Source organism: Methylobacterium thuringiense (assembly GCF_022179645.1).
In the GTDB taxonomy this organism is placed as follows: Bacteria; Pseudomonadota; Alphaproteobacteria; order Rhizobiales; family Beijerinckiaceae; genus Methylobacterium; species Methylobacterium thuringiense.
In genome coordinates, this window is record NZ_BPRA01000010.1 from 147,587 (window position 1) to 168,176 (window position 20,590).

General features: G+C 66.0%; 22 protein-coding genes. 12 read left to right on the forward strand and 10 right to left on the reverse strand.

Annotation, left to right across the window (positions count from 1 at the left end; genetic code table 11):
- The first annotated feature begins 73 nt into the window (after nt 1–73).
- A complete protein-coding gene (locus MFF07_RS12345; RefSeq protein ID WP_147818767.1) occupies nt 74–1,054 on the forward strand; it encodes an aldo/keto reductase in 981 nt (326 codons plus the stop codon).
- A 10-nt stretch (nt 1,055–1,064) separates the two neighbouring features.
- Nucleotides 1,065–1,610, forward strand: a complete 546-nt coding sequence (locus MFF07_RS12350; protein WP_147818769.1) for a SixA phosphatase family protein — start codon at nt 1,065–1,067, stop codon at nt 1,608–1,610.
- Nucleotides 1,611–1,739: 129 nt separating this feature from the next.
- On the opposite strand, the gene MFF07_RS12355 is transcribed toward MFF07_RS12350, so the two are convergent.
- Nucleotides 1,740–1,940 (reverse strand): hypothetical protein, encoded by a 201-nt coding sequence (locus tag MFF07_RS12355; protein WP_147818771.1) that lies wholly within the window; start codon nt 1,938–1,940, stop codon nt 1,740–1,742.
- 263 nt (nt 1,941–2,203) lie between these two features.
- Between MFF07_RS12355 and MFF07_RS12360 the strand changes: the two genes are divergently transcribed.
- The gene (locus MFF07_RS12360; RefSeq protein WP_238232062.1) at nt 2,204–3,469 is read left to right on the forward strand and encodes a hypothetical protein; all 1,266 of its coding nucleotides are present in this window, start codon (nt 2,204–2,206) and stop codon (nt 3,467–3,469) included.
- Between the two features lie 168 nt (nt 3,470–3,637).
- Here MFF07_RS12360 and MFF07_RS12365 read toward each other — a convergent pair whose 3' ends face one another.
- Together MFF07_RS12365 and MFF07_RS12370 are read right to left on the reverse strand one after the other, a co-directional pair.
- Entirely contained in the window at nt 3,638–4,654 is a 1,017-nt protein-coding gene (locus tag MFF07_RS12365; protein WP_238232063.1) for a DUF6414 family protein, read from the reverse strand.
- Between the two features lie 175 nt (nt 4,655–4,829).
- Nucleotides 4,830–5,156 (reverse strand): hypothetical protein, encoded by a 327-nt coding sequence (locus MFF07_RS12370; protein WP_147818957.1) that lies wholly within the window; start codon nt 5,154–5,156, stop codon nt 4,830–4,832.
- A 128-nt stretch (nt 5,157–5,284) separates the two neighbouring features.
- Here MFF07_RS12370 and MFF07_RS12375 point away from each other — a divergent pair, with 128 nt between their 5' ends.
- The 3 genes from MFF07_RS12375 to MFF07_RS12385 all read left to right on the forward strand — a co-directional run bounded on the left by MFF07_RS12375 (nt 5,285) and on the right by MFF07_RS12385 (nt 10,643).
- Nucleotides 5,285–6,733: a YcjX family GTP-binding protein gene (locus MFF07_RS12375; protein ID WP_238232065.1), complete on the forward strand. Its 1,449-nt coding sequence runs from the start codon at nt 5,285–5,287 to the stop codon at nt 6,731–6,733.
- Nucleotides 6,730–7,743 (forward strand): YcjF family protein, encoded by a 1,014-nt coding sequence (locus MFF07_RS12380; protein WP_147818961.1) that lies wholly within the window; start codon nt 6,730–6,732, stop codon nt 7,741–7,743. Before MFF07_RS12375 ends, MFF07_RS12380 begins: the two co-directional genes overlap by 4 nt.
- Before the next feature lie 1,121 nt (nt 7,744–8,864).
- Nucleotides 8,865–10,643, forward strand: coding sequence for an outer membrane beta-barrel protein (locus MFF07_RS12385; RefSeq protein ID WP_147818963.1), 1,779 nt, complete (start codon nt 8,865–8,867; stop codon nt 10,641–10,643).
- Nucleotides 10,644–10,736: 93 nt separating this feature from the next.
- Here MFF07_RS12385 and MFF07_RS12390 read toward each other — a convergent pair whose 3' ends face one another.
- From MFF07_RS12390 to MFF07_RS12400, 3 genes are all read right to left on the reverse strand, one after another.
- Nucleotides 10,737–12,116, reverse strand: coding sequence for a carboxylesterase family protein (locus MFF07_RS12390; protein ID WP_147818965.1), 1,380 nt, complete (start codon nt 12,114–12,116; stop codon nt 10,737–10,739).
- A 72-nt stretch (nt 12,117–12,188) separates the two neighbouring features.
- On the reverse strand, nt 12,189–12,845 hold the full coding sequence (locus MFF07_RS12395; RefSeq protein WP_238232066.1) for an SCO family protein: 657 nt from the start codon (nt 12,843–12,845) through the stop codon (nt 12,189–12,191).
- Nucleotides 12,814–13,320: a copper chaperone PCu(A)C gene (locus MFF07_RS12400; protein ID WP_238232068.1), complete on the reverse strand. Its 507-nt coding sequence runs from the start codon at nt 13,318–13,320 to the stop codon at nt 12,814–12,816. The genes MFF07_RS12395 and MFF07_RS12400 overlap by 32 nt, the downstream gene beginning before the upstream one ends.
- A 215-nt stretch (nt 13,321–13,535) precedes the next feature.
- Here MFF07_RS12400 and MFF07_RS12405 point away from each other — a divergent pair, with 215 nt between their 5' ends.
- Both MFF07_RS12405 and MFF07_RS12410 read left to right on the forward strand, forming a co-directional pair.
- Complete coding sequence (locus MFF07_RS12405; protein WP_147818969.1) at nt 13,536–13,802, forward strand: hypothetical protein; 267 nt, start codon at nt 13,536–13,538, stop codon at nt 13,800–13,802.
- Nucleotides 13,803–13,853: 51 nt separating this feature from the next.
- Nucleotides 13,854–14,120, forward strand: a complete 267-nt coding sequence (locus tag MFF07_RS12410) for a hypothetical protein (RefSeq protein WP_147818972.1) — start codon at nt 13,854–13,856, stop codon at nt 14,118–14,120.
- 78 nt (nt 14,121–14,198) lie between these two features.
- Here MFF07_RS12410 and MFF07_RS12415 read toward each other — a convergent pair whose 3' ends face one another.
- Nucleotides 14,199–15,101 carry an SDR family oxidoreductase gene (locus tag MFF07_RS12415; RefSeq protein ID WP_147818974.1) on the reverse strand — a complete coding sequence of 301 codons (903 nt, stop codon included), beginning with the start codon at nt 15,099–15,101 and terminating at the stop codon, nt 14,199–14,201.
- 99 nt (nt 15,102–15,200) lie between these two features.
- On the opposite strand from MFF07_RS12415, the gene MFF07_RS12420 reads away from it, so the two are divergent.
- A complete protein-coding gene (locus MFF07_RS12420; RefSeq protein WP_147818976.1) occupies nt 15,201–16,064 on the forward strand; it encodes a helix-turn-helix transcriptional regulator in 864 nt (287 codons plus the stop codon).
- Nucleotides 16,065–16,172: 108 nt separating this feature from the next.
- Here MFF07_RS12420 and MFF07_RS12425 read toward each other — a convergent pair whose 3' ends face one another.
- On the reverse strand, nt 16,173–16,919 hold the full coding sequence (locus tag MFF07_RS12425; RefSeq protein ID WP_147818978.1) for a glucose 1-dehydrogenase: 747 nt from the start codon (nt 16,917–16,919) through the stop codon (nt 16,173–16,175).
- A 106-nt stretch (nt 16,920–17,025) separates the two neighbouring features.
- Between MFF07_RS12425 and MFF07_RS12430 the strand changes: the two genes are divergently transcribed.
- From MFF07_RS12430 to MFF07_RS12440, 3 genes are all read left to right on the forward strand, one after another.
- On the forward strand, nt 17,026–17,406 hold the full coding sequence (locus MFF07_RS12430; RefSeq protein ID WP_147818979.1) for an ArsR/SmtB family transcription factor: 381 nt from the start codon (nt 17,026–17,028) through the stop codon (nt 17,404–17,406).
- A 371-nt stretch (nt 17,407–17,777) separates the two neighbouring features.
- Nucleotides 17,778–17,984: a hypothetical protein gene (locus MFF07_RS12435; protein ID WP_147818981.1), complete on the forward strand. Its 207-nt coding sequence runs from the start codon at nt 17,778–17,780 to the stop codon at nt 17,982–17,984.
- A gap of 233 nt (nt 17,985–18,217) precedes the next feature.
- Nucleotides 18,218–18,886 (forward strand): DUF2147 domain-containing protein, encoded by a 669-nt coding sequence (locus MFF07_RS12440; RefSeq protein WP_238232070.1) that lies wholly within the window; start codon nt 18,218–18,220, stop codon nt 18,884–18,886.
- 73 nt (nt 18,887–18,959) lie between these two features.
- Here MFF07_RS12440 and MFF07_RS12445 read toward each other — a convergent pair whose 3' ends face one another.
- A complete protein-coding gene (locus MFF07_RS12445) occupies nt 18,960–20,123 on the reverse strand; it encodes a zinc-binding metallopeptidase family protein (protein ID WP_147818516.1) in 1,164 nt (387 codons plus the stop codon).
- A gap of 117 nt (nt 20,124–20,240) precedes the next feature.
- Nucleotides 20,241–20,480, reverse strand: a complete 240-nt coding sequence (locus tag MFF07_RS12450) for a hypothetical protein (RefSeq protein ID WP_147818515.1) — start codon at nt 20,478–20,480, stop codon at nt 20,241–20,243.
- Between the last annotated feature and the right edge of the window lie 110 nt (nt 20,481–20,590).

The following is a 20,590-nucleotide window of genomic DNA, read 5'->3' on the forward strand; positions in this document are numbered from 1 at the left end:
GACATGGGAGGTCTTTTCGGCCGCTCTATGTCGAGCGCGACACCGCACCCCGGACACGCGGAGTACGCGCACCATGAAGACCAAGAAACTCGGCCGCACCGGCCTCGACGTCTCGGCCCTCTGTCTCGGCTGCATGACCTACGGCGTGCCGGAGCGCGGCCCCCATCCCTGGACGATGACCGAGGCCGACAGCCGTCCGCTCCTGAAGAAGGCGCTGGATCTCGGCTTCAACTTCTTCGACACGGCGAATTTCTATTCGGACGGCACCTCCGAAGAGATCGTCGGGCGCGCGCTCAAGGATTTCGGGGTGCGCGACGAGATCGTGCTCGCGACCAAGGTGTATTTCCCGCTCACCGACCGGCCGAATTCCGGAGGCCTCTCGCGAAAGGCGATCTTTTCGTCGATCGACGCCAGCCTGAAGCGCCTCGGCACCGACCATGTCGACCTCTACCAGATCCACCGCTGGGATGACGGCACGCCGATCGAGGTGACGCTGGAGGCGCTGCACGACGTCGTGAAGGCCGGCAAGGCGCGCTATATCGGCGCCTCCTCGATGTTCGCCTGGCAGTTCGCGAAGGCGCTCTACATCGCAGATCGCAACGGCTGGACGCGGTTCGCCACGATGCAGGATCACTACAACCTCATCAGCCGCGAGGAGGAGCGCGAGATGCTGCCGCTCTGCGCCGACCAGGGCATCGCCGTGTTGCCCTGGAGCCCGCTCGCCCGCGGACGGCTGACGCGCGACGCCGGCACGACCTCGTCCCGCCAGGACAGCGACGTCACGGGCGTCGGGCTCTACGATGCCACCGTCGAGGCGGACAACCGCGTCATCGCGGCGGTGGCGACGGTCGCCCGGAAGCGCGGCATCCCGCGGGCGCAGGTGGCCCTGGCTTGGCTGCTCTCGAAGCCCGTGGTGACCGCGCCGATCGTCGGCGCCTCGAAGCCCGGCCATCTCGACGACGCGGTGGCGGCGCTCGACGTCACGCTGACGCCCGACGAGATCGCGACGCTCGAAGGATCCTACGTCCCCCACGCCCCCGTCGGTTTCTCGTGAGCGCCCAGTCGTGACCCTTTCGCGCCGTCTCATCCTGCTGCGCCACGCCAAATCCGCCTGGCCCGCGGGCGTCGCCGACATCGAGCGGCCGCTCAATGCCCGCGGCCGCGCCGCCGCACCGCGCATCGGCGCCTATCTCGCGGCGGAAGGGCTGGTGCCCGACTACGTGATGGTCTCGCCGGCCCGGCGCACGCTGGAGACCTGGGAGCGTCTGCGCGGCGCGCTTCCCGCCATCGTGCCCGAAACCGCGCCCGAGATCGTGCCCATGATCTACGAGGCCTCGGCCCACCGCACCCTCGACGCCGTGCGCTCCGCGCCCGATTCCGCCGAGACCCTGCTGGTGATCGGACACAACCCCGGCTTCCAGGACCTCGCCTTGTTCCTCGTCGGCAGCGGTCCGGCGACATTGCGCGAAGACCTGCACGAGAAGTTTCCGACGGCCGGGCTCGCGGTGATCGCCTTCGCGGTCGAGCACTGGGGCGATGTCGGACGGGGAGGGGGGCGGCTGGAGCGGTTCGTGACGCCGAGAGGGCTGACGGAGGCGGAGGCGCGGTAGCGGTCGCATTCCGACGGTCGTCGCTGCGCGTACGTCGTCCCGTGACGGTCGGGCCAAGCTCCCGCCGGGTCGCCCTCGCGACGGCGCTGTTTGAGACCATGCCGTTCGCGCGGGCGGTACTGCCTGCCTCTATCGCAGGGTCGACGACTCGCCGGGTTTCAAGGGACGGCCTTCTTCATCCGGGCCGCCGAGCGTGTTCAGGTGCTCCAGGTGCTCGAAGACATGCGCGAAGGCGGCCGTGACGGCGCGCTCGAAGGAGCCGTCACCCTGCCCCTGAGCCGTCTTGAGAGCGCTGAGCAGCTCTTGGTGCTTTTCGGTATCGCTTGCCATAGCGTTTCCCTCTTGCCGGTCGAACGTGCCGGTCGAAGCACCGGCTCGATGAGGCAAGTTCCGTTCGCGGCCCCGGTTCCTGGCCGGACAATATCGGCGCGGGCATCGAACCGTCCGTGCAGGGCGACAAGCAGCGACCGTCGTCCGATCAGCTGATCGGCGGCGGCCTGACTGTGTGGATAGCGTAGGCGTGCGGGCGAACCCCGCGCGCGCGGGGTCGTTGTGCTAGAAGTGCCAAGCTCGAATCCGCTGAGATCCCGTCCGTGCTTCTCGAAGCGCTCCTCGCCCTGACGACGGTCCTGCCGCGCCTCGATGCCGGCATCGAGGCCGCGCGGGCGCGTCTCGCCCCTGCCGGGCAGCTGTCGCTGCGCACCACCCTCGATACGAATCCATCGGCTCCGGCGCTGCCGTATTTCAGCGCGACGGCGCGGGCGGTCTCGAACTGGCGCGACGAGGCCGGGGCGGCGCTGATGCCGGCCTCCCTCGCCCTCGTCGTGAAATACGCGGACAGCGAACCGGGCTTCGTGGCCCGTTGCGTCAAGCTCAACAATTACTGGTGCATCAAGCAGGCGCGCTGGCGCGGCGAACTCGGCGGCGACGGCGAGGGTCACACCGGCTTCGCCACCGCGGCCGACGGGGCCGATGCCGCCGCGACCCTGCTGCGCCGCTACTATCGCCAGTACGGCCGCCGCACGGCGCTGGCCATCGTGCGGCGCTGGGCGCCGGCGGAATGCGGGGGCGGCCAAGTGGCCGTGTCGTCGCCGGGAAGCGCGAAACGGACTCCCTCGGGCCCGCGGGTCTCGACGGCGCTCGCGCCCCGCGGCATCGGCAGCACCCTGCGCGCCCGCTTCCTCGCCGGGCATGCGCGCGGCGGCGCCCCGCGTCGTGTCGTGTCCGCGCGCTCGGGCGGCGGGGGGGCGTTGCGGGTCCAGCCGTGGTCGGCCCGTGCCCGGCTCGCCGGCCATCCGGGACGGGTGGCCCGTATCGCCGCGCCGAGACCCGTCGCCGACATCGCCGCCGGCATCGGCCCGTCGCCGCCCGCGAGGACGGCGCAGCCGATCCACGGCCTCGCCACGTCGAGCGGACTTGCACCTCCGCCCCGGTTTCCCCTCGATGCAGCGCCCCCCGCCGTCCTGCGCCCGGTGCGCCCGCCCACGCGCGGCGCGGACGACCCGTCGGCGCTCCTCGCCTCCGACCGGCTGGTGGCCGAATCCGCGAGCCTGCCCTCGCTCGCCGCGGGACTGCCCGCCGGCAGCCTGCTCGATCTGCGTGTGCCGGCCCCGTTCTGCAGCACCGACGAGACCCGCATCCGGGCCTATGCCGACCGGATCGCCACCAGCGTCGGGCTCAAGCCCGAGGACGATCTCGGCCTGTTCGCGGCCGACGGCACGCCCACCGCCCGGCTCGCCCCGGTGATGCTGGCGATGTCCTCGGTGGAGCTCGGCTCGCTGCGAGCAAGCCCGGCGCTGATCGCGGCGGCGATCGCGCGGCTCGGGTTCACGGGCGCGGCGGCTTCGGCGGCGAATTGAGCGGGGGCTTGGCAGGTGACAGAACCGGGATGGTTTGATCTGAAATGGCACCCCTCGCTGCGACATCGTCGATCCTGTCGCGCTCGAATGATCTGCGCCCGGGATTGGGTTTACTTGGAGTGTTTGGCGGCGCAGAGGCAGTCAGGAGAGAATAAGTAGGCGGTGGGACTACTCCCCAGATACTTCCCGAAAAATCAAAAGTGGCGTTACTCCGAAGTAATCTCTTGGACGTCCGGTAACATTTCGAGCAATATTGGTGAGGTTGGCTGCTATTTTAAGAAGCCCTTCGGGCAGGATGTTTGCCCCCAGTTCGTCGAGCGTCTTCGGATCCGGGTCATCATCAGAAGGCTCATTTCGGTGGTCTGGCCATGCGTCTAAAATACCGAGCACCTTCCAGTGTCCGCGCATTAGGGCCCCATGCTTAAATGCTATGTCGTGAGCAGATGTTACAAGCGATTCGGCGGTCAAAGTAGCCCATGTATAAGACTGCGGTTTGAACACATATAAATGTATGGCTTTCGGAATTGTCGATACGACATTCATTCCTCGACGAAATTCTTGACCTTCGGGCGACGCAGGGTCAGTGTTCGCCTCACGGCAAGCTTGAGCTAGTAGAGAGTCAAATAAGTCTGGATCTAAAAAGATTGGCGTTAGTAGATTTGCATCAATGACGGAAATAGGGCCCTCAATAATTACAAAACGACCCAGGCGCGCTTCCCAGGCATCATATTCGATGAGATCATGCTCGTGGAGGTAGTCGAGTAGGCGTCGAGAATTTGCCCAGAGTGGATCAAATGTGTGCTCAGCAAGATCTTTAGTTTCGTCCGCAGTCGTTGCGTCAACCGTTGCAGATCCCCCCAGTGCGGCCGGGAGACCTACCGTGCCGCTAGCTGTGCCTTTCACCGTCTGTGTGCGCCCGGTGCTCTCAGTCGCCTTCACGGACTGACGGACCCCGTACTCGTCAAACTGTGCTAGAAATGAGCCGACGCGGCGAACATCCTGGTACAAGAAGTCATACACCGAACCGCTTGGTGGGCCCGCGGAGAGCCCCTCGCAGCCGTTTTCTTCGCTCGTCGGCGTCGCGTCTGATGTCTGCGGCTCGCTCGAGGTTTTGCTTAACGGCATCAACGACTTCTTCCGGCGTGAGGGGAGCTTCGATGCGCGCGGATTCGTCGTGCCGATCAACCTTCTTGCGGTCAGGCATCAGGAGCCTCCTTAAGAGATCGCTCAACGAGACGACGGATCGCTTCGGAGCGAGAAGGTAGGTCAGGACGTATCCTGCGCCAATCATCTATGGCGACAAGTTGATCGACAGTTAAGCGAACCGGGACGGGTCGCGGAAAAAAGAGCGCGAAAGGCATTAATCCGCCCCTTCAGGGTCTTCCGCCGGCCGACCCGTCAGCAGCCTCTCGATCCGCTGCAGCCGCATCAGGATATGCGCAATCCCCATCAGGAGAAATCCTCCGATCCAGCAGGTCGCGACGATCTCGACGCGAATGTCGCTCTGGATCACGAAGGAGGCCACGAGACCTCCGATGAGCGAGATGATCGCGACGACGGTCAGCAGAATGTTCAATCGATTGCCTTGGGGTGCTCGCGGTGTCTCGGGACTTGTGCGGTCGGACGGCGCCGCGTCAATCGTCGGCGCGGCCCACGCGCCGGAGCGTGCGAGAAAGTTCTGCCCCAATCCTGATCCCGAGCCTCGCGGGTGCCGCGGGAAACCGGCATGGTTCCGAGCCATAGCCTTGCGCGACCCGCGCCCCCGCGCCACCTCAACCGTCGCCATCCCATCGATCCCGCGCGCCCGAGTCTGCCTTGCCGCCCCTGTCCGACTTCGCCGCGCAAGCCGGCTCCGCGATCAAGGCCTTTGCCGAAGCCTCCAGCGATCTCCTGATCCAGCCGACGCTGCGGCTCGGCGTCACCGGGCTGGCCCGCTCGGGCAAGACGGTGTTCACCACCGCGCTGATCCATCACCTCGTCGAGGGCCACCGGCTGCCGGCCTTCACGCCCGCGCAGGAAGGGCGCCTGCGCCGCGCCCGGCTCGTGCCGCAGCCGGACGACGACGTGCCGCGCTTCCCCTTCGAGGAGCATTTTTCGGCGCTGACGGGGGAGCGGCGCTGGCCGCGCTCCACCGATCGGATCAGCCAGTTCCGTCTGGCCATCGAGTACGAGCGCAAAGGCGGCTGGCGCAGCGGCCCCGGCACGCTCAATCTCGACGTGGTCGACTATCCCGGCGAGTGGCTGCTCGATCTGGCGCTGATCGAGCAGAGCTATGTCGGCTGGTCGCGCGCCACGATCCTCGGCACCCGCAGGGCCGGCCGCGCTGCCATGGCCGCACCGTGGTTGGAGACGCTGAAGGGCCTCGATCCCGACGGGCCGCTCGACGAGATCGTCGCCGAGCGCGCGGCGGATGCCTTCAAGGCCTATCTCGCAGCGCTGCGCGCCGGCCCCGAGGCCGTGGCGACGACCCCGCCGGGGCGCTTCCTGATGCCGGGCGACCTCGCCGGCTCGCCGATGCTGACCTTCGCGCCGCTCGACCGGTTGGGCGAGAGCATCAGGCCCGACAGCCTCGCCGCGCTGATGGAGCGGCGCTTCGAGGCCTACAAGGCCAAGGTCGTGGTGCCGTTTTTTCGCGACCATTTTCAAAGGGTGGATCGGCAGATCGTGCTGGTCGACGTGCTCTCCGCCGTCGATGCCGGGCCGGCCGCACTCGCTGAGCTGGAGGAGGCGATCGACGCCGTGCTCCTGTCCTTCCGCATCGGCCGCAACACGCTGATTTCCTACTTTTTCGCGCCGCGGGCCGACAAGATCCTGTTCGCCGCCACCAAGGCCGACCACCTCCACCAGACCAGCCACGACCGGCTCGACGCACTGCTGCGCCTGCTCGTTGCCCGTGCCATGCGACGGACCGAAGCTGCGGGCGCCCGGGTGGGCACCGTGGCATTGGCCTCGGTGCGGGCCACGCGCGAGACGACGGTGCACGATGGTGATCTCGTGCTGCGCGCCGTCTCCGGCACGCCGGAGGCCGGCGAGCAGGTCGGCGACGACATCTTCGATGGTTCGACCGAGGCGGCGGTGTTTCCCGGCGAGCTGCCGGCGAGCGCCGAGGCCGTGCTCGAGGGTGCCGTGCCGCCGGGATCGCTGCGATTTCCGCGCTTCCGCCCGCCGGTGATCAAGCCCGACCCGCTCGGCCGGCCCGGCGACCTGCCGATGATCCGGCTCGACCGGGCCATGCAGTTTCTCATCGGGGATCGCCTGTCATGAGCCAACGCCCCCGCGCCTTCCGCATCCCCAGCGCCGACGTTGTCGAGACTGCCGACGCCCCAACGGCGATGGGCGAAAAAATCCGGCTGGTCGAAGAGCCCTTCGAGATCGTCGAGGCCGCCGACGGCGTCGTGGTGCCGGTCGCCCCGAAGCGCCGCGCGCCCTGGTTGAGCCTGTTCTTCGCGGCGCTCGGCGGCCTCGTCTCGATCGCGATCGGCCTGTCGATCGAGCGGCTGATCGTCGACCTGTTCTCCGCTGCACCCTGGCTCGGTTGGGTCGCGCTGGCCCTGCTGGCGCTGGCGCTGATCGCGCTCACCGCCATCGTCGTCCGCGAGATCGCCGGCGTCTGGCGCGAGCGCAAGATCGAGGTGCTGCGCGCCAAGGCGATGGAGGCGCTGGCGACGCGGGATCACACGGCGGCGCAAGGGGTCGTGAGGGATCTGCGCGCCTTCTACGCCGACCGCCCGGCGCTCGCCGAGGGCCGGGCCCGCCTCGATGCGCTCGGAGACGCCATCCTCGACGTCGACGACCGCATCGGCATCGCCGAGCGCGAGCTGCTCGCGCCCCTCGACGCGCGGGCGAAGAACGCCATCGCGCAATCCGCCAAGCAGGTCTCGGCGGTCACCGCACTCTCGCCGCGGGCCATCGTCGACGTCGCCTTCGTGGTCTTCGCCGCCGTGCGCCTGCTGCGAAGGATCGCTTCGATCTACGGCGGAAGGCCGGGCTTCCTCGGCTTCCTCCGGCTGGCGCGGGCCGCCTTCGCCCACCTCACCGTCACCGGCGGCATGGCGGTGGGGGAGGGCGTGCTCCAGCAGGTGCTCGGCCTCGGCGTGGCGGCGCGGATCTCGGCGAAGCTCGGCGAAGGGGTCCTGAACGGGCTGATGACGGCGCGATTCGGTCTCGCGGCCATGGCCGTCTGCCGCCCGCTGCCCTTCACCCGCGAGTCGCCGCCGACGGTCAACGACGTCGCGGGCCAACTCCTGCGCGCGAGCACCGACGAGACGCCGTGAGACCGTCGGGCAGACGGCGCCATCGTTTCACGCTCTGACGACCGGCCGGTGGCTGCGTCGGCTGTCGAGGCCACGTCAGTTTGGCGCGAAACGTGGTCTAAGTCATTGATTTCATAGCATCGCGGATCAGCGACTGCCCACCAAGTCGACGTGTTTTACGCACCTAAGTGCGCGTACGATTCCGAACCTGTCGGTGGTCGATGCCAGCGAATCACCCACTGCGCTGCCGTGACTTGGCGTTCTTTGATCATAGCCGTTTGGATTTCGGGGCGCAAAATTGGTGAGGATCGCCGGGCGCTTTTGCGGGGGTCGCCGACATGGGCGCATGAAAGACATGGGCGCATGAAAAAAGCCGCCCGTGGTGGAGCGGCTTCGCGGAGCTTCGAACCGGAAGCTATTTAGCTTTGGGGGGGCGATCAGTATCGTCCACGTATTTTCTTCTTGCTCAGACTGCCAGATAAAACGGCCATGTCGTCAAGGGCAATGGGTGACCACGACAAAAGTCATATCTAAGAACAGTAGCCGTTCATATCGAAATGGCTTCTGCTGCATGAGGCAACATCAAACTTCCGCAGAATTGGCTTCGAACCGGTTAGATTTGCTTCATTCGAACAAGGTCCTGAAATCGCCGGAGCTAGGTGCGTCGGACAGAGTGTTCGCGCCGGGGTGTCTTGGGTCGAGGCGGTCGCTCCGGCGAGGGGCAGGAATGGGACAACTGCTATAAGGACGGGAAAGGCTTCGGCATTCTCGACGCGCGAGTTGCTGCCTCAGAGCTGACGAGAGTTCTAGGCAATGTTTTCGGCTGAGAAGGACCCCACCGCGCGATCCGGTATCCATCAACGCCGGAATGCGGTGCATGAAAAATGCAGTTTGCTAAGTTGATTGCCGACGAAATTTGCTCTCCTTGGATGAAGCTAAAACCGTAGCAACGGCAGGCTCGGTATCGAATTCGTGAACGCAGCGTAAGCCCTTGTAAGACGAGGCGATATTTCTGCGCTTAGCCTGAAAGGTCGATAAAATCTGTTTGAGGTCGAGCGCGTTGCATATCGGCGACAGGCGAGGGATAGGCCTTTGCTCATAATCGGCATCGTATAAGACCCTACTGATCTGGCGAACGTGTCATGCGATTTTCGGTTGCCGCTTTGCTGTCGGCTGGCTTGGCCACGACCTGCCACGCGGCCGATCTGCCGGCCACCGCGTTGCAGACAGCGGTATCGGCTCCGCTGTTTACGTGGACTGGAGCCTATAGCGGCCTGTTCGCAGGCAGCGGGATGCTCGACAATCGGACGCGGCCAACCTGCGTCGGCGCGAATGGGCAGGCCAATGGCCTGAACTGCCCGATCCGCGCGCCCTCGTCCCATGACGCCAGCGATTTCATCGCGGGAAGCGAGATCGGCTACGACCACCAATTCGCACCGGGCTCGGGCGTCGTCGTCGGTGTGGCAGCCGACTACCAGTTTACGCCGATACGCACTTACGACATCGAGACGGGACGTTTCGCGCGAGCGGAGCAGCCCGGCGTCGTCTTTCCCAACGGCATCTATCACGTCGGCCAGCGTCTGGATTGGCTCGCCACTGCACGCGGCAAGGTCGGCTATGCGTTCGACCGCGTCTTCCTCTACGGCACCGGTGGCGTGGCCTTCGGCGACGTTCGGATCGACACGAACACCACGTCAGATCCGAACCCGGCCAGCCCACGGTTCAATCGTCCCGAGTTTGACGCCCGCAAGGGTGATCTGCGCGTCGGCTACGTCCTCGGCGGCGGTGTCGAGTACGCGATCGGGCCTCATCTGTCGGTCAAGGGCGAGGCTCTGTACTACGACCTCGGCGGCAGGACCGTTGCTGGTCGCGACAGCACCGGCCTGTTCCCCCGTCTGACCGTCGGCAGCCGGGTCGAGACGAGTGGGGTGCTCGGGCGCGTCGGCATCAACTACCGCTTCGACGATGGCGGTCTGCCGTTCATCGGCCCCGTTACCGACGTTGCACGGGCGCTGGTGAACCCTGTGCCTTACGTTCCGCCGGTCCCGCAGGTCTGGGACTTCGAGGTCGGCACGCGCTATTTCTACAGCTCGGGCAAGTTCGCGAAATCGTTCTACCGACCGGTCAACGAGACGATCATCTCGCGTCTGACCTATCGTGATTTCGACGCCCATTCCGGCGAGACGTTCGCTCGCCTCGACCACAATCCGACCGGCCTTTTCGCCAAGGGCTTCCTCGGCTCGGGCTTCGTGACCTCGGGTGGTCGGCTCAACGACGAGGATTTCCCGCCGGTCCGGGGCAACGCCTACTCGAACACCCGTTCCAAAATCCAGGACGGCGACATCGATTATGCCGTCATCGATGCGGGCTACAGCCTGTATCGCGACGACACCTTCCGCCTCGGGGCCTTCGTCGGCTATCAGCGCTATGCCGAGCGCGCCAACGCGACCAACGGGTTTCAAATTGCTTCGAACCCCGTCATCGGCGTCGGGACGATACCGAATACGGTCGCCTCGCTGACGCAGGACAACCACTGGAACGCGCTGCGCCTGGGGCTCGTCGGCGAGGCGCGCTACGACCGCTTCAAGCTGTCGCTCGAAGGAGCCTATCTCCCGTTCGTCGAACTGAACGGATACGATCGCCATTGGCAGCGGCCGGACATCAATCCGCTTACCGAGCAGGGTACGGGCGATGGCTACTTTCTACAGGGCGCAGTCACCTACGATCTGACCCCGACCATCAGCGTTGGCGTCGGCGCACGCTACTGGCGGATGTCCGTCGACCGGCAGGACGGCACGACCCGGTTCCCCAACCTGACAGAGCCGGCCAAGTTCGCCACCCAGCGCTATGGTGCCTTTGCCCAGATCTCCTACCGCTTCACGGATCCCGACTTTGGCTTTGGATCGCTGGTTTCGAAATAGCACCAAAGCGGCCCCATAATCAGCAGACCCGCCGCCGGCAGCGTCTTGTAGCGCTTCGTCGCCCAGGCTGAGCGGCTTCGCTCATGATCAATCTCAACCAACCCGCCGGGAGCTCAGAACTCCAGCGATGTCGGCATGCTCCGAGAGGTTTGTCCCTCGAGCAAAATCGGCCCAAACCTTTCGGAGCGCTCGTCCGTGTCGATCGAGATCGGACCAGGCCGCACCCTCGAGAAAGCTTGCGTTCTGCCAAGCACGCCGGTTTGCAAAAATGACCGGGAGCTCGATCGCGTGAGCGGAGCCGAACGGGTTCCCGGGCGCGGCCCACGTGATGGTGTAGAGGTGGGCGCGCCCTCCCGCCTTCACGTGACGCCTCGCGAACCTGCGGATCGCGCGCGCATAGACGGCCTCGGTGACGATACCGACGATGAGCCGCCGCAGGAGCGGGCCGATGATCGGAAGCCCGAGCCACGGCTTGAGTGAGGAGATCGTCGGCAGAAACAGCCGAGCTTCTTCGGCTGTGTGCCCGATCAGCACCTCGATGCGCGGGGCGACTGCGTCCCATGCCGCTTCGATCTCAGCCTCAGCAGGAAGCGGTGCATATCCGTATTGCGTGCCGAAGGGCATGGCTCCACGAAGGCCGAACCGCGCCCCGGCTCTTGCGACCACGGGTTCCAGGGCCAGAACCTCAGCAGTCGTCATATTGGCCGTCACCGACGCGGCCGCGCGCGACATCGCCGCGTTCATACGTCTGCGGCCGCGGGCGATCCCCAGGGGAGGGCTCTGGATGATGGCCCGCCGGAAAAGACTTCCAGCCGCCTCTGTCGCCATGATGTGAGCGATCGCGTCTCCGCCCGCCGACTGGCCGAATGCGGTTACATTTGAGGGGTTGCCGCCAAAGGCGGCGATGTTTCGCTTGACCCAGCGAAACGCCGTCATCTGGTCGAGCAGGCCGAGGTTGGCAGGCTTGCCGGCTCCGTCGCCGAGATAGCCGAACAGACCTAAGCGATAGGTCACGGACACGACGATGACGCGCTGCTCCGCCACCAGGGCCGCGGGATCGAAGCACGGCGCATCACCTGCGCCGCTGACGTAGGAACCGCCGTGGATCCAGACCATGACGGGCAACGCCTCATCCACGGCGACGTTGGCCGGCACGGTCACTGACAGGCGCTGACAGTCCTCGTCTTGCACCAGGGCACCGAGCGCACCACCGAGTGCCTCATCCAGGAACGGCACCGGCTGCTGCGGACAGGCGGGAGCCCATTGCGTAGCCGATAAGGGGATCACCCAATCCTCTACCGGCTCTGGCAGCGCGAACCGTGCCGCTCGCGCATAGGGGATGCCGGTCGCACGGATCACGGGGCCGTCGGCCCAGCCTTCGACGGGGCCGCAAGGCGGATCGAATGAGAGCTTTCCGCTCCTCGCAAACGTTTCGCTAGAGGTGCCCGCCTCTTCCGTTGCGCGGGAGGTCATACGCCACGCATCCGTTCGCCCACCAAGTTCTCGCAGCCGATCGTCAAAGCTTGTTGCTCGACAGATGATCGATCAAGAGTTTTGATGTCCCTTGAGGGCTTGGCGGATTTGTTTGAGGGCAAGCCCGTGCCCCGCGCCGAGGTCCAGCGGCCCTATGAAGCCGCCATTCTGGTCCATCAGGTAGACCATGAGGGTATGCTCGAGCGTGTAATCCCCATCGGGTAGCGGCACCCGTTTCGCGTAGGCACGGTACGATGCGGCGACCCGGTCGATCTCGGCTGGTGTACCAGTGAGGCCGGTGATCCGGTCACTGAAGGACTTCATGTACTCGCTGAGCACCGCCGCCGTGTCGCGCTCTGGATCGAGCGTGATGTAGAGGGCCTGAATATCACCACCCTGCTTCTGCATCTCGTCGATCAGGTTGCTGAGGTCGGCCAAGGTTGTCGGGCAGACGTTTGGACACTGCGTGAAGCCGAAGAACACGAGGAACGGCTTCCCTCGCAGGGAGGCAGAGTCCAGCACGCCCCCCTTCGAGGACTGTAGGCGGAACGGGCCGCCGACAACGGACAGGGGCGGGGGCTTCGGCCCGACCGGCCACATCGCGAAGGTCGTGCCGGCAATGGCGATAAGGCCGAGCGCCAGGACACCGAACAGCAGGTAATCCGCACGCCGCATGCCGGATCTGGCCGCCTGCGGGTCAGTGGGCATGGTCGTGCCCAGCGTGCTCATCGCCCGATGTCGCCGCGGCGATGCCTTCGACCTTGAACTCCACCGGCACCGAGCCGGCCTTCTCGAAGGTCAGCGAGCCCTTGACCATCTCGCCCTGCTTGAGTGGGGCCTTCAGACCCGTGAACATCAGGTGATAGCCGCTTGGTTTGAGCGTAACAGTCTCGCCCGGCTTGACCTCGAGGCCGCCCTCGACCGGCCCCATCTTCATCACCCCGCCCTCGACCGACATCGAGTGGACTTCGACCCGACCAGTATTCTCGAGCGTGCCGCCGATCAGGCGGTCGGTTTCGGCCCCCGCGTTCGTCACGCTCAGGTATCCGGCCGCGACCTTGGCCCCGCCCGGCGTTGCGCGCGACCAGGGATGACCGATCTTGAGGCCTCCGAGCGTGTAATCGTGAGCTAGGGCTGCGCTGGAACCTCCGAGAAGTGCCGCAAGGGCGGCAGTGCGCAGGATGGTCGTCAAGGCAGCTCGCACGGTGCTTCTCCAGATCTCAAGGGATAGGTGGGGTACTGCGCGACAAGCATCGCGCGGCGGCCTGTCGCATCCTTGCAGGGCGAATAGGTGCATGTGCATTTTCATCATAGGTTGGGCGCAGCAGGCAGCGTAGGGGAGCCCATCGTCGGCCTCTACGCTTGGCTGCCGGCGGCTGAGAGACGCGCGCTCCCGCCCTGGAATGTTGGAGTGCGCCGATGCTGGAAATCGTAGATGAGGTGACGCTGCCGGGGATGGCCGCCCTCCTGACGGCGTATCTGGTCCTTCATCTCAATGCGGACGGTCGGGTCATCGCAACGGAGACCGTCCAAGCTCCCAACGATGCGTGCGTTCTCGACCTTGTTCGCGCGCGAATGGATGGCAGGGCCATCGAGGTGTGGGATGGCGTCCGGTTCGTCGAGCATCTCGAGGCAAGCGACTCAGGTTCAGCATCGTTGGCTCTCGGAACAAACTGGTACCGTTAATGTAAGGCTTCGCGCAGGACAGGCTGTCATGCGAGCGTCAACGGAGCCGACGTGCCGCGCTACATTTTCGACGTTCACGATGATGGGCCAGTCGAGTGGGGCGATGACGGCGTAGAGTGCGCTGATCGAGATGAGATCGAACGTCGCGTCCACACTCTGATCGTGGCAGCTCAACAGCGGCAGGTTGCACGCGGAAGCCTGGAGGCCCTGACCACCATCTACGTGCATCACGAGAGTAATGGCATCGTCTTGGTCGCATCGGTGCGCCCTGGAGAGGACGTGCAGTTTGGCTGGACGCCGGGATCAGGAGGAGAATAAGGCGTCAGCCAGCCTGAGCTGGCTGACGCCTTTCGAGCGCGGGGGCTTGCTTGCAGACCGTGAGCGGACCGCGGCGTGTCAGTGGGACGCGCGGGAATAGTCCATTCGCTCGAGGTCGGCGATCAGACCCCGACCGGTCGGATGCCAATCGAGCCGTGCCCGCGTCAGGGCACTCGACGCCGGCATGTCGAGGCTGACGAATGCAGCCAACCACCCGAAGTGCTCCGCCGCTTTCTCCGGCGACAAGCCGACCGCCGGCACGTCCAAGCCACGGCCGATCACCTCCGCCATTTCGCGGGCGGTGACACCTTCCTCGGCGACCGCGTGGTACCGGGCACCGGCCTCCCGCCTCTCGAACGCGAGCGCGTAGAGCCGGGCGACATCGCGGACGGGAGCCGCGGGCCAGCGGTTGGCTCCCTCGCCGACATAGGCCGAGACGCCCGTGCGGCGGGCGACATCGACCAGATAGGTGATGAGCCCCTGCTTCACCGTGTCGTGCACCTGCGGGAGGCGCACGACCGACACGTTGACGCCCGCCTCCAGGAGCGCGGCACCCGCCATCTCGGACGCGATGCGAGGGTTCGGGTGTTCCACGTTGAAGACGTCTTCGGTCGCCAGTCCACCCCCCGTGGGGTTTCCGATTCCGGTGCCGGACGTGATGAGCAGCGGCCGATCCGATCCCTTCAGCGCGGAGCCCAGGGTTTCGATCGCGCGCCTGTCCTTCTCGCAGTTGGCGACGAAGTTCGAGAAGTCGTCATGGTCGAAGGCGGTATGGATCACCCCATCCGCCTGGGCCGCGCCGCTTCGCAGGCTGTCCAGGTCTTCGAGGTTGCCACGATGGGGTTCGACGCCGGCGTCGATCAGTTTTTGAGCGCCCGTGGCCGACCGTGTGAGACCAAGGACTTGATGCCCGGACCGGAGCAGTTCCGGGACGATCGCCGAGCCGATGAAGCCGGTGGCACCGGTGAGGAAGATGCGCATGAGATGCTGTCCGCTGTGGTCTGGACGATCTCTACCGGCCCGCCACCGATCCCGTTAAAGTTGTGACCTTATCCCGGTATAGGCACTAACAGGATCCCCATGCCTGCCAGCTCTGACACTCCACTGGGAGCATACCTGCGGGACCGTCGGACCAAGCTCGATCCGGCGGCCTTTGGGTTCGCTGGACGCAGGCGCACGCCCGGCCTGCGCCGGGAAGAGGTCGCCCAGCGTTCGAACATCAGCGCCACCTGGTACACGTGGTTGGAGCAGGGGCGCGGCGGCGCGCCCTCGGCGGACGTGCTGAACCGCATCGCCGCCGGGTTGATGCTGACCGAGGCCGAGCGGGAGCACGTCTTCATGCTCGCGCTCGGGCGTCCGCCGGAGGTCCGCTACAGGCCCAAGGAGGGGATCACGCCGCGTCTGCAGCGGCTGCTCGATACGCTGGAAGTCAGCCCGGCGCTGATCAAGACGGCAACCTGGGACATCGTCGCCTGGAACCGTGCCGCCGCCGTGGTGCTGACCGACTGGAGCACGGTCCCTCCCAATGAGCGCAACATCCTTCGCCGCATGTTTTGCGACCCGAGCGTTCGCACGGCGCAGCAGGATTGGGAGAGCATGGCCCGCTTCGTCGTCGGCGCGTTCCGGGCGGATGCCGTACGCGCCGGCGCTGCGTCCGAGGTCAGCGAACTGGTGGATGAGCTCTGTCGCACCAGCCCGGAGTTCGCTGCCTTCTGGCAGGAGAACGACGTCAATGCGCATGCCGACGGCGTCAAACGGCTCAGGCATCCAATCCTCGGCGCGATCGAACTGGAATTCTCGACCTTTGCGGTCGACGGCCGGCCCGACCTCGGCATGATCGTCTACAACCCTGTCACACAGGGCGTACGAGATCAGATCCGCTCGCTCGTTGGCTCAAGCGGCAACGAGGCCGGGTACGACGGTCCGGTGTCGAAGCGCGCCTAGCTCGCGGAGGACAACGAGCTCGGTCGAGGTCGCCAGATTGCGTTCGCCCTATGCCACCGCCTGCGCGCGCATCCGTTGCTGGAGCACGCGCCGGAGCAGATTTTCCTGTTATCGAACGCCGCCGCTGGCGGTGATGTTCTCACCAGTCAGCCAGCGGGCGTCGTCCGACGCGAGGAACGCGACGACCCCGGCGATGTCGTCCGGTTGGCCTGCACGGCCGAGCGGCGTTTGTGCGATGAAACCAGCCTCCATATCGGAGCCGACGACACCGGCCGTATGGGTGCCCTCGGTCACCACGAAGCCGGGGCTGACCACATTGACGCGGATCTTGCGGGGAGCCAGCTCGTTGGCGAGCACCCCCGAGATCGCGTTCAGGGCTCCCTTGGTGCCGGCATAGGCCGCCGCGGTTGGCGTAAGCACATGGGTGATCGCCGACGAGATATTGATCACGCTGCCGCCCTCGCCGAGATGCTTCGCGGCCGCCTGGGTCGCCAGCAAGACGCCGAGCACGTTGACGTCGAAGAGGCGGCGGTAGTGCTCCTCGGTCACCTCTTCGATCGCTGCGAATTCGTAGACACCGGAATTGTTGACCAGCACGTCGATCCGGCCAAACGCGTTTATCGCCGCCTCGATCAGCCCCTGAGCCTGGGCAGCCTTGGAGACGTCCCCCTGCACGGCGATGGCCTTGCCGCCGGCCGAGGTGATCGCCGCGACGACGGCGTCCGCGCCAGCCTTGCTCGACGCATAGTTGACCACGACGGCTGCACCGTCCTTCGCCAGCGATTTGGCGATGGCCGCGCCGATGCCTTTCGATGCACCGGTGACGACGGCGACCTTACCCTCAAGCTTTGACATCTGTGCTAGCTTTCGATGTGGGTCGGCCCCGGGATGGATGCCGTCGTCCCATAGTTCGGAAGTTCGGAACTATTAAAGCGCAGTTCAAGCCCCATATGGACGAAACATGAGGCCGCTTTTTCACCCCGCCCTGGAGGACGTTGAGCCGGAGGCGATCCTGCATGCCCTGTCCGATCCCAGACGGGCGGCGATCTTTGCCAGGATCGTGGGCGCAGGCTGCGTCGATGCCTGCTCGGCCCTGTCGGCTGTCGGCGACCGTGTCATCCCGAAATCGTCGCTGTCCAGCCACTTCAAGGTGTTGCGCGAAGCCGGATTGATCCGCAGCGAGCGTCACGGCGTGGAGATGCGGAACCACTCGCGTTGCGCCGAGGTGAACGCACGCTTCCCCGGCCTGCTGGCTGCGATCATCAACGCCTACGCTTTGGGACGAGGTGACGAACAGCGCTTATCCGCGCTGTCTTCAAGGGCACCATCTGCTGAAGCGTGATCACCTCACCTAATCGGCGCTCCACATGCCCCCGAACGATCAAAATCTGGCGTTTGGTACTTACGGTGATGGCCTGAGATGGGGGCCGGCCTGATTTCAGGCGGATCACCAAGGAAACGGCTCCCAGGGATCAGGGCGCACATCGTAGCATTCGGGCCTCTTTACCGCTTGGCTCACGGCAAGCGGGTAGGGGAAGAAATCCGCAAACCTGCGTGGTCGCGACATCGGCCCGACGCGTATCCGTTTGCCGATCTCCCAAAGCAGAACCGTTCTAAACTGCTTGACGCCAGTCTGGAGTTATTCTAACTACGATCTGTGCTGGCGACGGAGCCGAGGGCTCTGATCGCCGAGAAATTCGGAAGGAACATCCCATGGCCGGTACCAACGCCTCCTGCGAGAGCTGCCGCTTCTTCGACGACCACAAGACCAATGGCGGCAGCGCTGCCGGCGACGAGGGCCTGTGCCGCTTCAACCCGCCCGTGAGCCAGCCCGAGCCGAAGGGCCATGGCCTCTGGCCGGTCGTGGGCGGCAAGGATTGGTGCGGTCACTTCACCTCGGACATGCAGCCGGGCGAGTGATCGACCAGCAGGACCGAACGGTTCGAAGGCTGGCGCAGCAGCGCCGGCCTTTTTCGTTCCCGAACCGGTCGAGCGTCGACAAAGGGCACCCGGGCGCCGCAACCCGGTCATGATGCGGTCAACTTCCCGGACGACATCGGGGGCTCAGACGCACGGCCGCACGGCAGCATCGCCACGGCCCCGAACCAGCCGACGACCCGCGGACACGAGATGCGGGAATGGGGAAGAATCGCATGAACTGGTCTCCGATCACCGGTGCGCTCGCGGGCTTGGCGCTCGTCGCGCTCCCGAGCCTCGCGCAGGCCGCCCCGCGCGATCCGAGCGGCATCTGGCTCACCGAAGACGGCAAGGCCCGCATCCGCGTCGAGAAGTGCGGCGCCCAGAACACCAATATCTGCGGCTACGCCGTGTGGCTGAAGACGCCGCTGAACGACGAGGGCAAGCCCCGCGTCGACTTCCGCAATCCCGATCCGAAGAAGCAGGCCCGCGCCTCCCTCGGCCACCAGATGATCATGGGCCTGAAGCCCAATTCCGAGGGCAAGTACGAGGGCAAGATCTACAACGCCGAGAACGGCAAGTTCTACGACGTGACGATCTGGTCCGAGGCCCAGGGCGAACTCTCGGTGCGCGGCTGCATGCTCGGCTTCCTCTGCGGCTCGCAGACCTGGGAGCAGAAGGGCGACCTCGCGCAGGGCCAGCTCACCGGCCCGACCAACGGCGCCAACGGCCCGCGCGCCGACGCCGAGTGGGCGCCGAAGGGCAACCCGGCCGTGGCCAACGCCGCCGGCTCGCCCGCGACGACCGGCACCACGAAGCAGGCCGGCGCCCCCAAGGCGCCCGCCGCGAAGGCCGCTCCGTCGCGGACCGCCGCCCCGGCCCCGCAGGCTGATTCGGAGGAGTGAGCGCCTGACGCCCTCTCCATAGCATTCACCAACGGCCGCGATCCGAACTCATCGGATCGCGGCCGTCGCCGTTTCAGGTCGTCGGTGCGGCCACGCGTTGGCGCAGGCCGGTGATCACCGCCTTGAGCATGTCGGCGCCGACCTCCGCCGTGGCGAGGGTGTTGCGCGCCGAGTAGATCCGCTCGTGCACGAAGGCGAGTTTGGCGATCACTGCAGGCGTGAGCTTGAACGGGTAGAGCGCCGGCTGGCCCATGGAGCGGTTGAGCGAGTTCACCGCGTAGGTCAGCGGCATCCAAGCGGCGATCAGACGCCCGAAATCGCCGGCGCTGTAGGGATCGAAGTCGATCACCACCAGCCCGTCCTCGATATCCTCCGGAGCTGTGCGCAGCTTCGGCCGCACCTGGATCTCGAAGGCAGAGGCTGTCTCCAGCGTGTCGACGATGTGCAGGTAGTGGGCGAAGGTCTCGGCGAAATCCTCCCACGGGTGGGCGGTGGCGTAGGAGGAGACGTGGGTCTCCTCCCAATGCGGCGGCGGGCCGTTGCGGTAGTGGTTCTGCAGGGCCTTGCCGTAATCGGCGCTCTCGTCCCCGAAAATCACGCGGCAGGTCGGCAGGCTCGTGTCGTAGCGGACGAGCACGTCCCAGAAATAATGCCCGATCTCGTGGCGGAAATGCCCGAGCAGCGTCCGGTAGAACTCACCGAACAGCACGCGCCGCCGCTCGCGCTCGGCGTCATCCGCTTCCGCGATGTTGAGGGTGATCAGGCCGTTGTCGTGTCCGGTGAGCACGGGTGGGCCGGGCGCCTGGTTCTCGGCCGGATCGGCCAGGAAATCGAAGCCGAGGCCGTCGGAATATTCTTCGCGGTTGGCGAGCGGCAGGCCGAGCCGCATCAGCGTATAGAACAGCCGGTGCTTGGCCGCCTCGATCTGGCGCCAGCGGGTCAGGTTCTTCTCGATGGTGATGTCGGGCACCAGCCGGTTGTGACGGCAGGCGATGCAGTACGGCTCGGCGGAATCGGCCGGCACCATCCAGTTGCAGGCGTCATGCGCCGCGTTGGCGCAGAACCGGAGTTTCGCGCCCGGATTCGCATAGGCGTGGAAGAGGTCGTCGCCGGAGGGTTCGAGCGCCGACATCTCGTGGACTTCGGTGACGAAGCCGAGCCGCCGCTGGCAGCTCTCGCACGAGGTGCTCTCGAACGAGATCGGCTGGTCGCAGGCTTGGCACTGGAAGATCTTCATGGGCCTGTCTCGATCGTGCCCGAGGCGCTTGGGGCTGTCTTCGCAGCCGAAGCGACACGTCCTGACCAAGCGGAACCGGGATCGGGAAGTTCCGTCTCCCGGCGTCGCGCCGCCGGATCAGGCGACGTGCCGTTTCTTCTTGCCCTCGGTGAGCACGAGGCGCTCGATCTCGCCGACGCGGCGGTCTTCCTCGGTCTCGCAGAACGGGCATCTGGTGAGCACCGGCCCGTCGGCGGTGAACTCGATCTCCTGGTCGTCCGGCACCTCGACGCCGAAGGCGTAGAACTCGCCGCAGGCGTTGCAGTAGAGCCCGACATTCGTCACGCCGAGCCGCCGCTTCAGGGTCGGCAGAGGCATGCCCGGCGCCGTCGCGAGATGAAGTCGGTGTTGCGGCATCGTCGGCGGGCCTTGCGGTTGCGAAGGGCAGGGGACAGGAGCGGTCACCGCCGGAATACCGCAACCGGGAG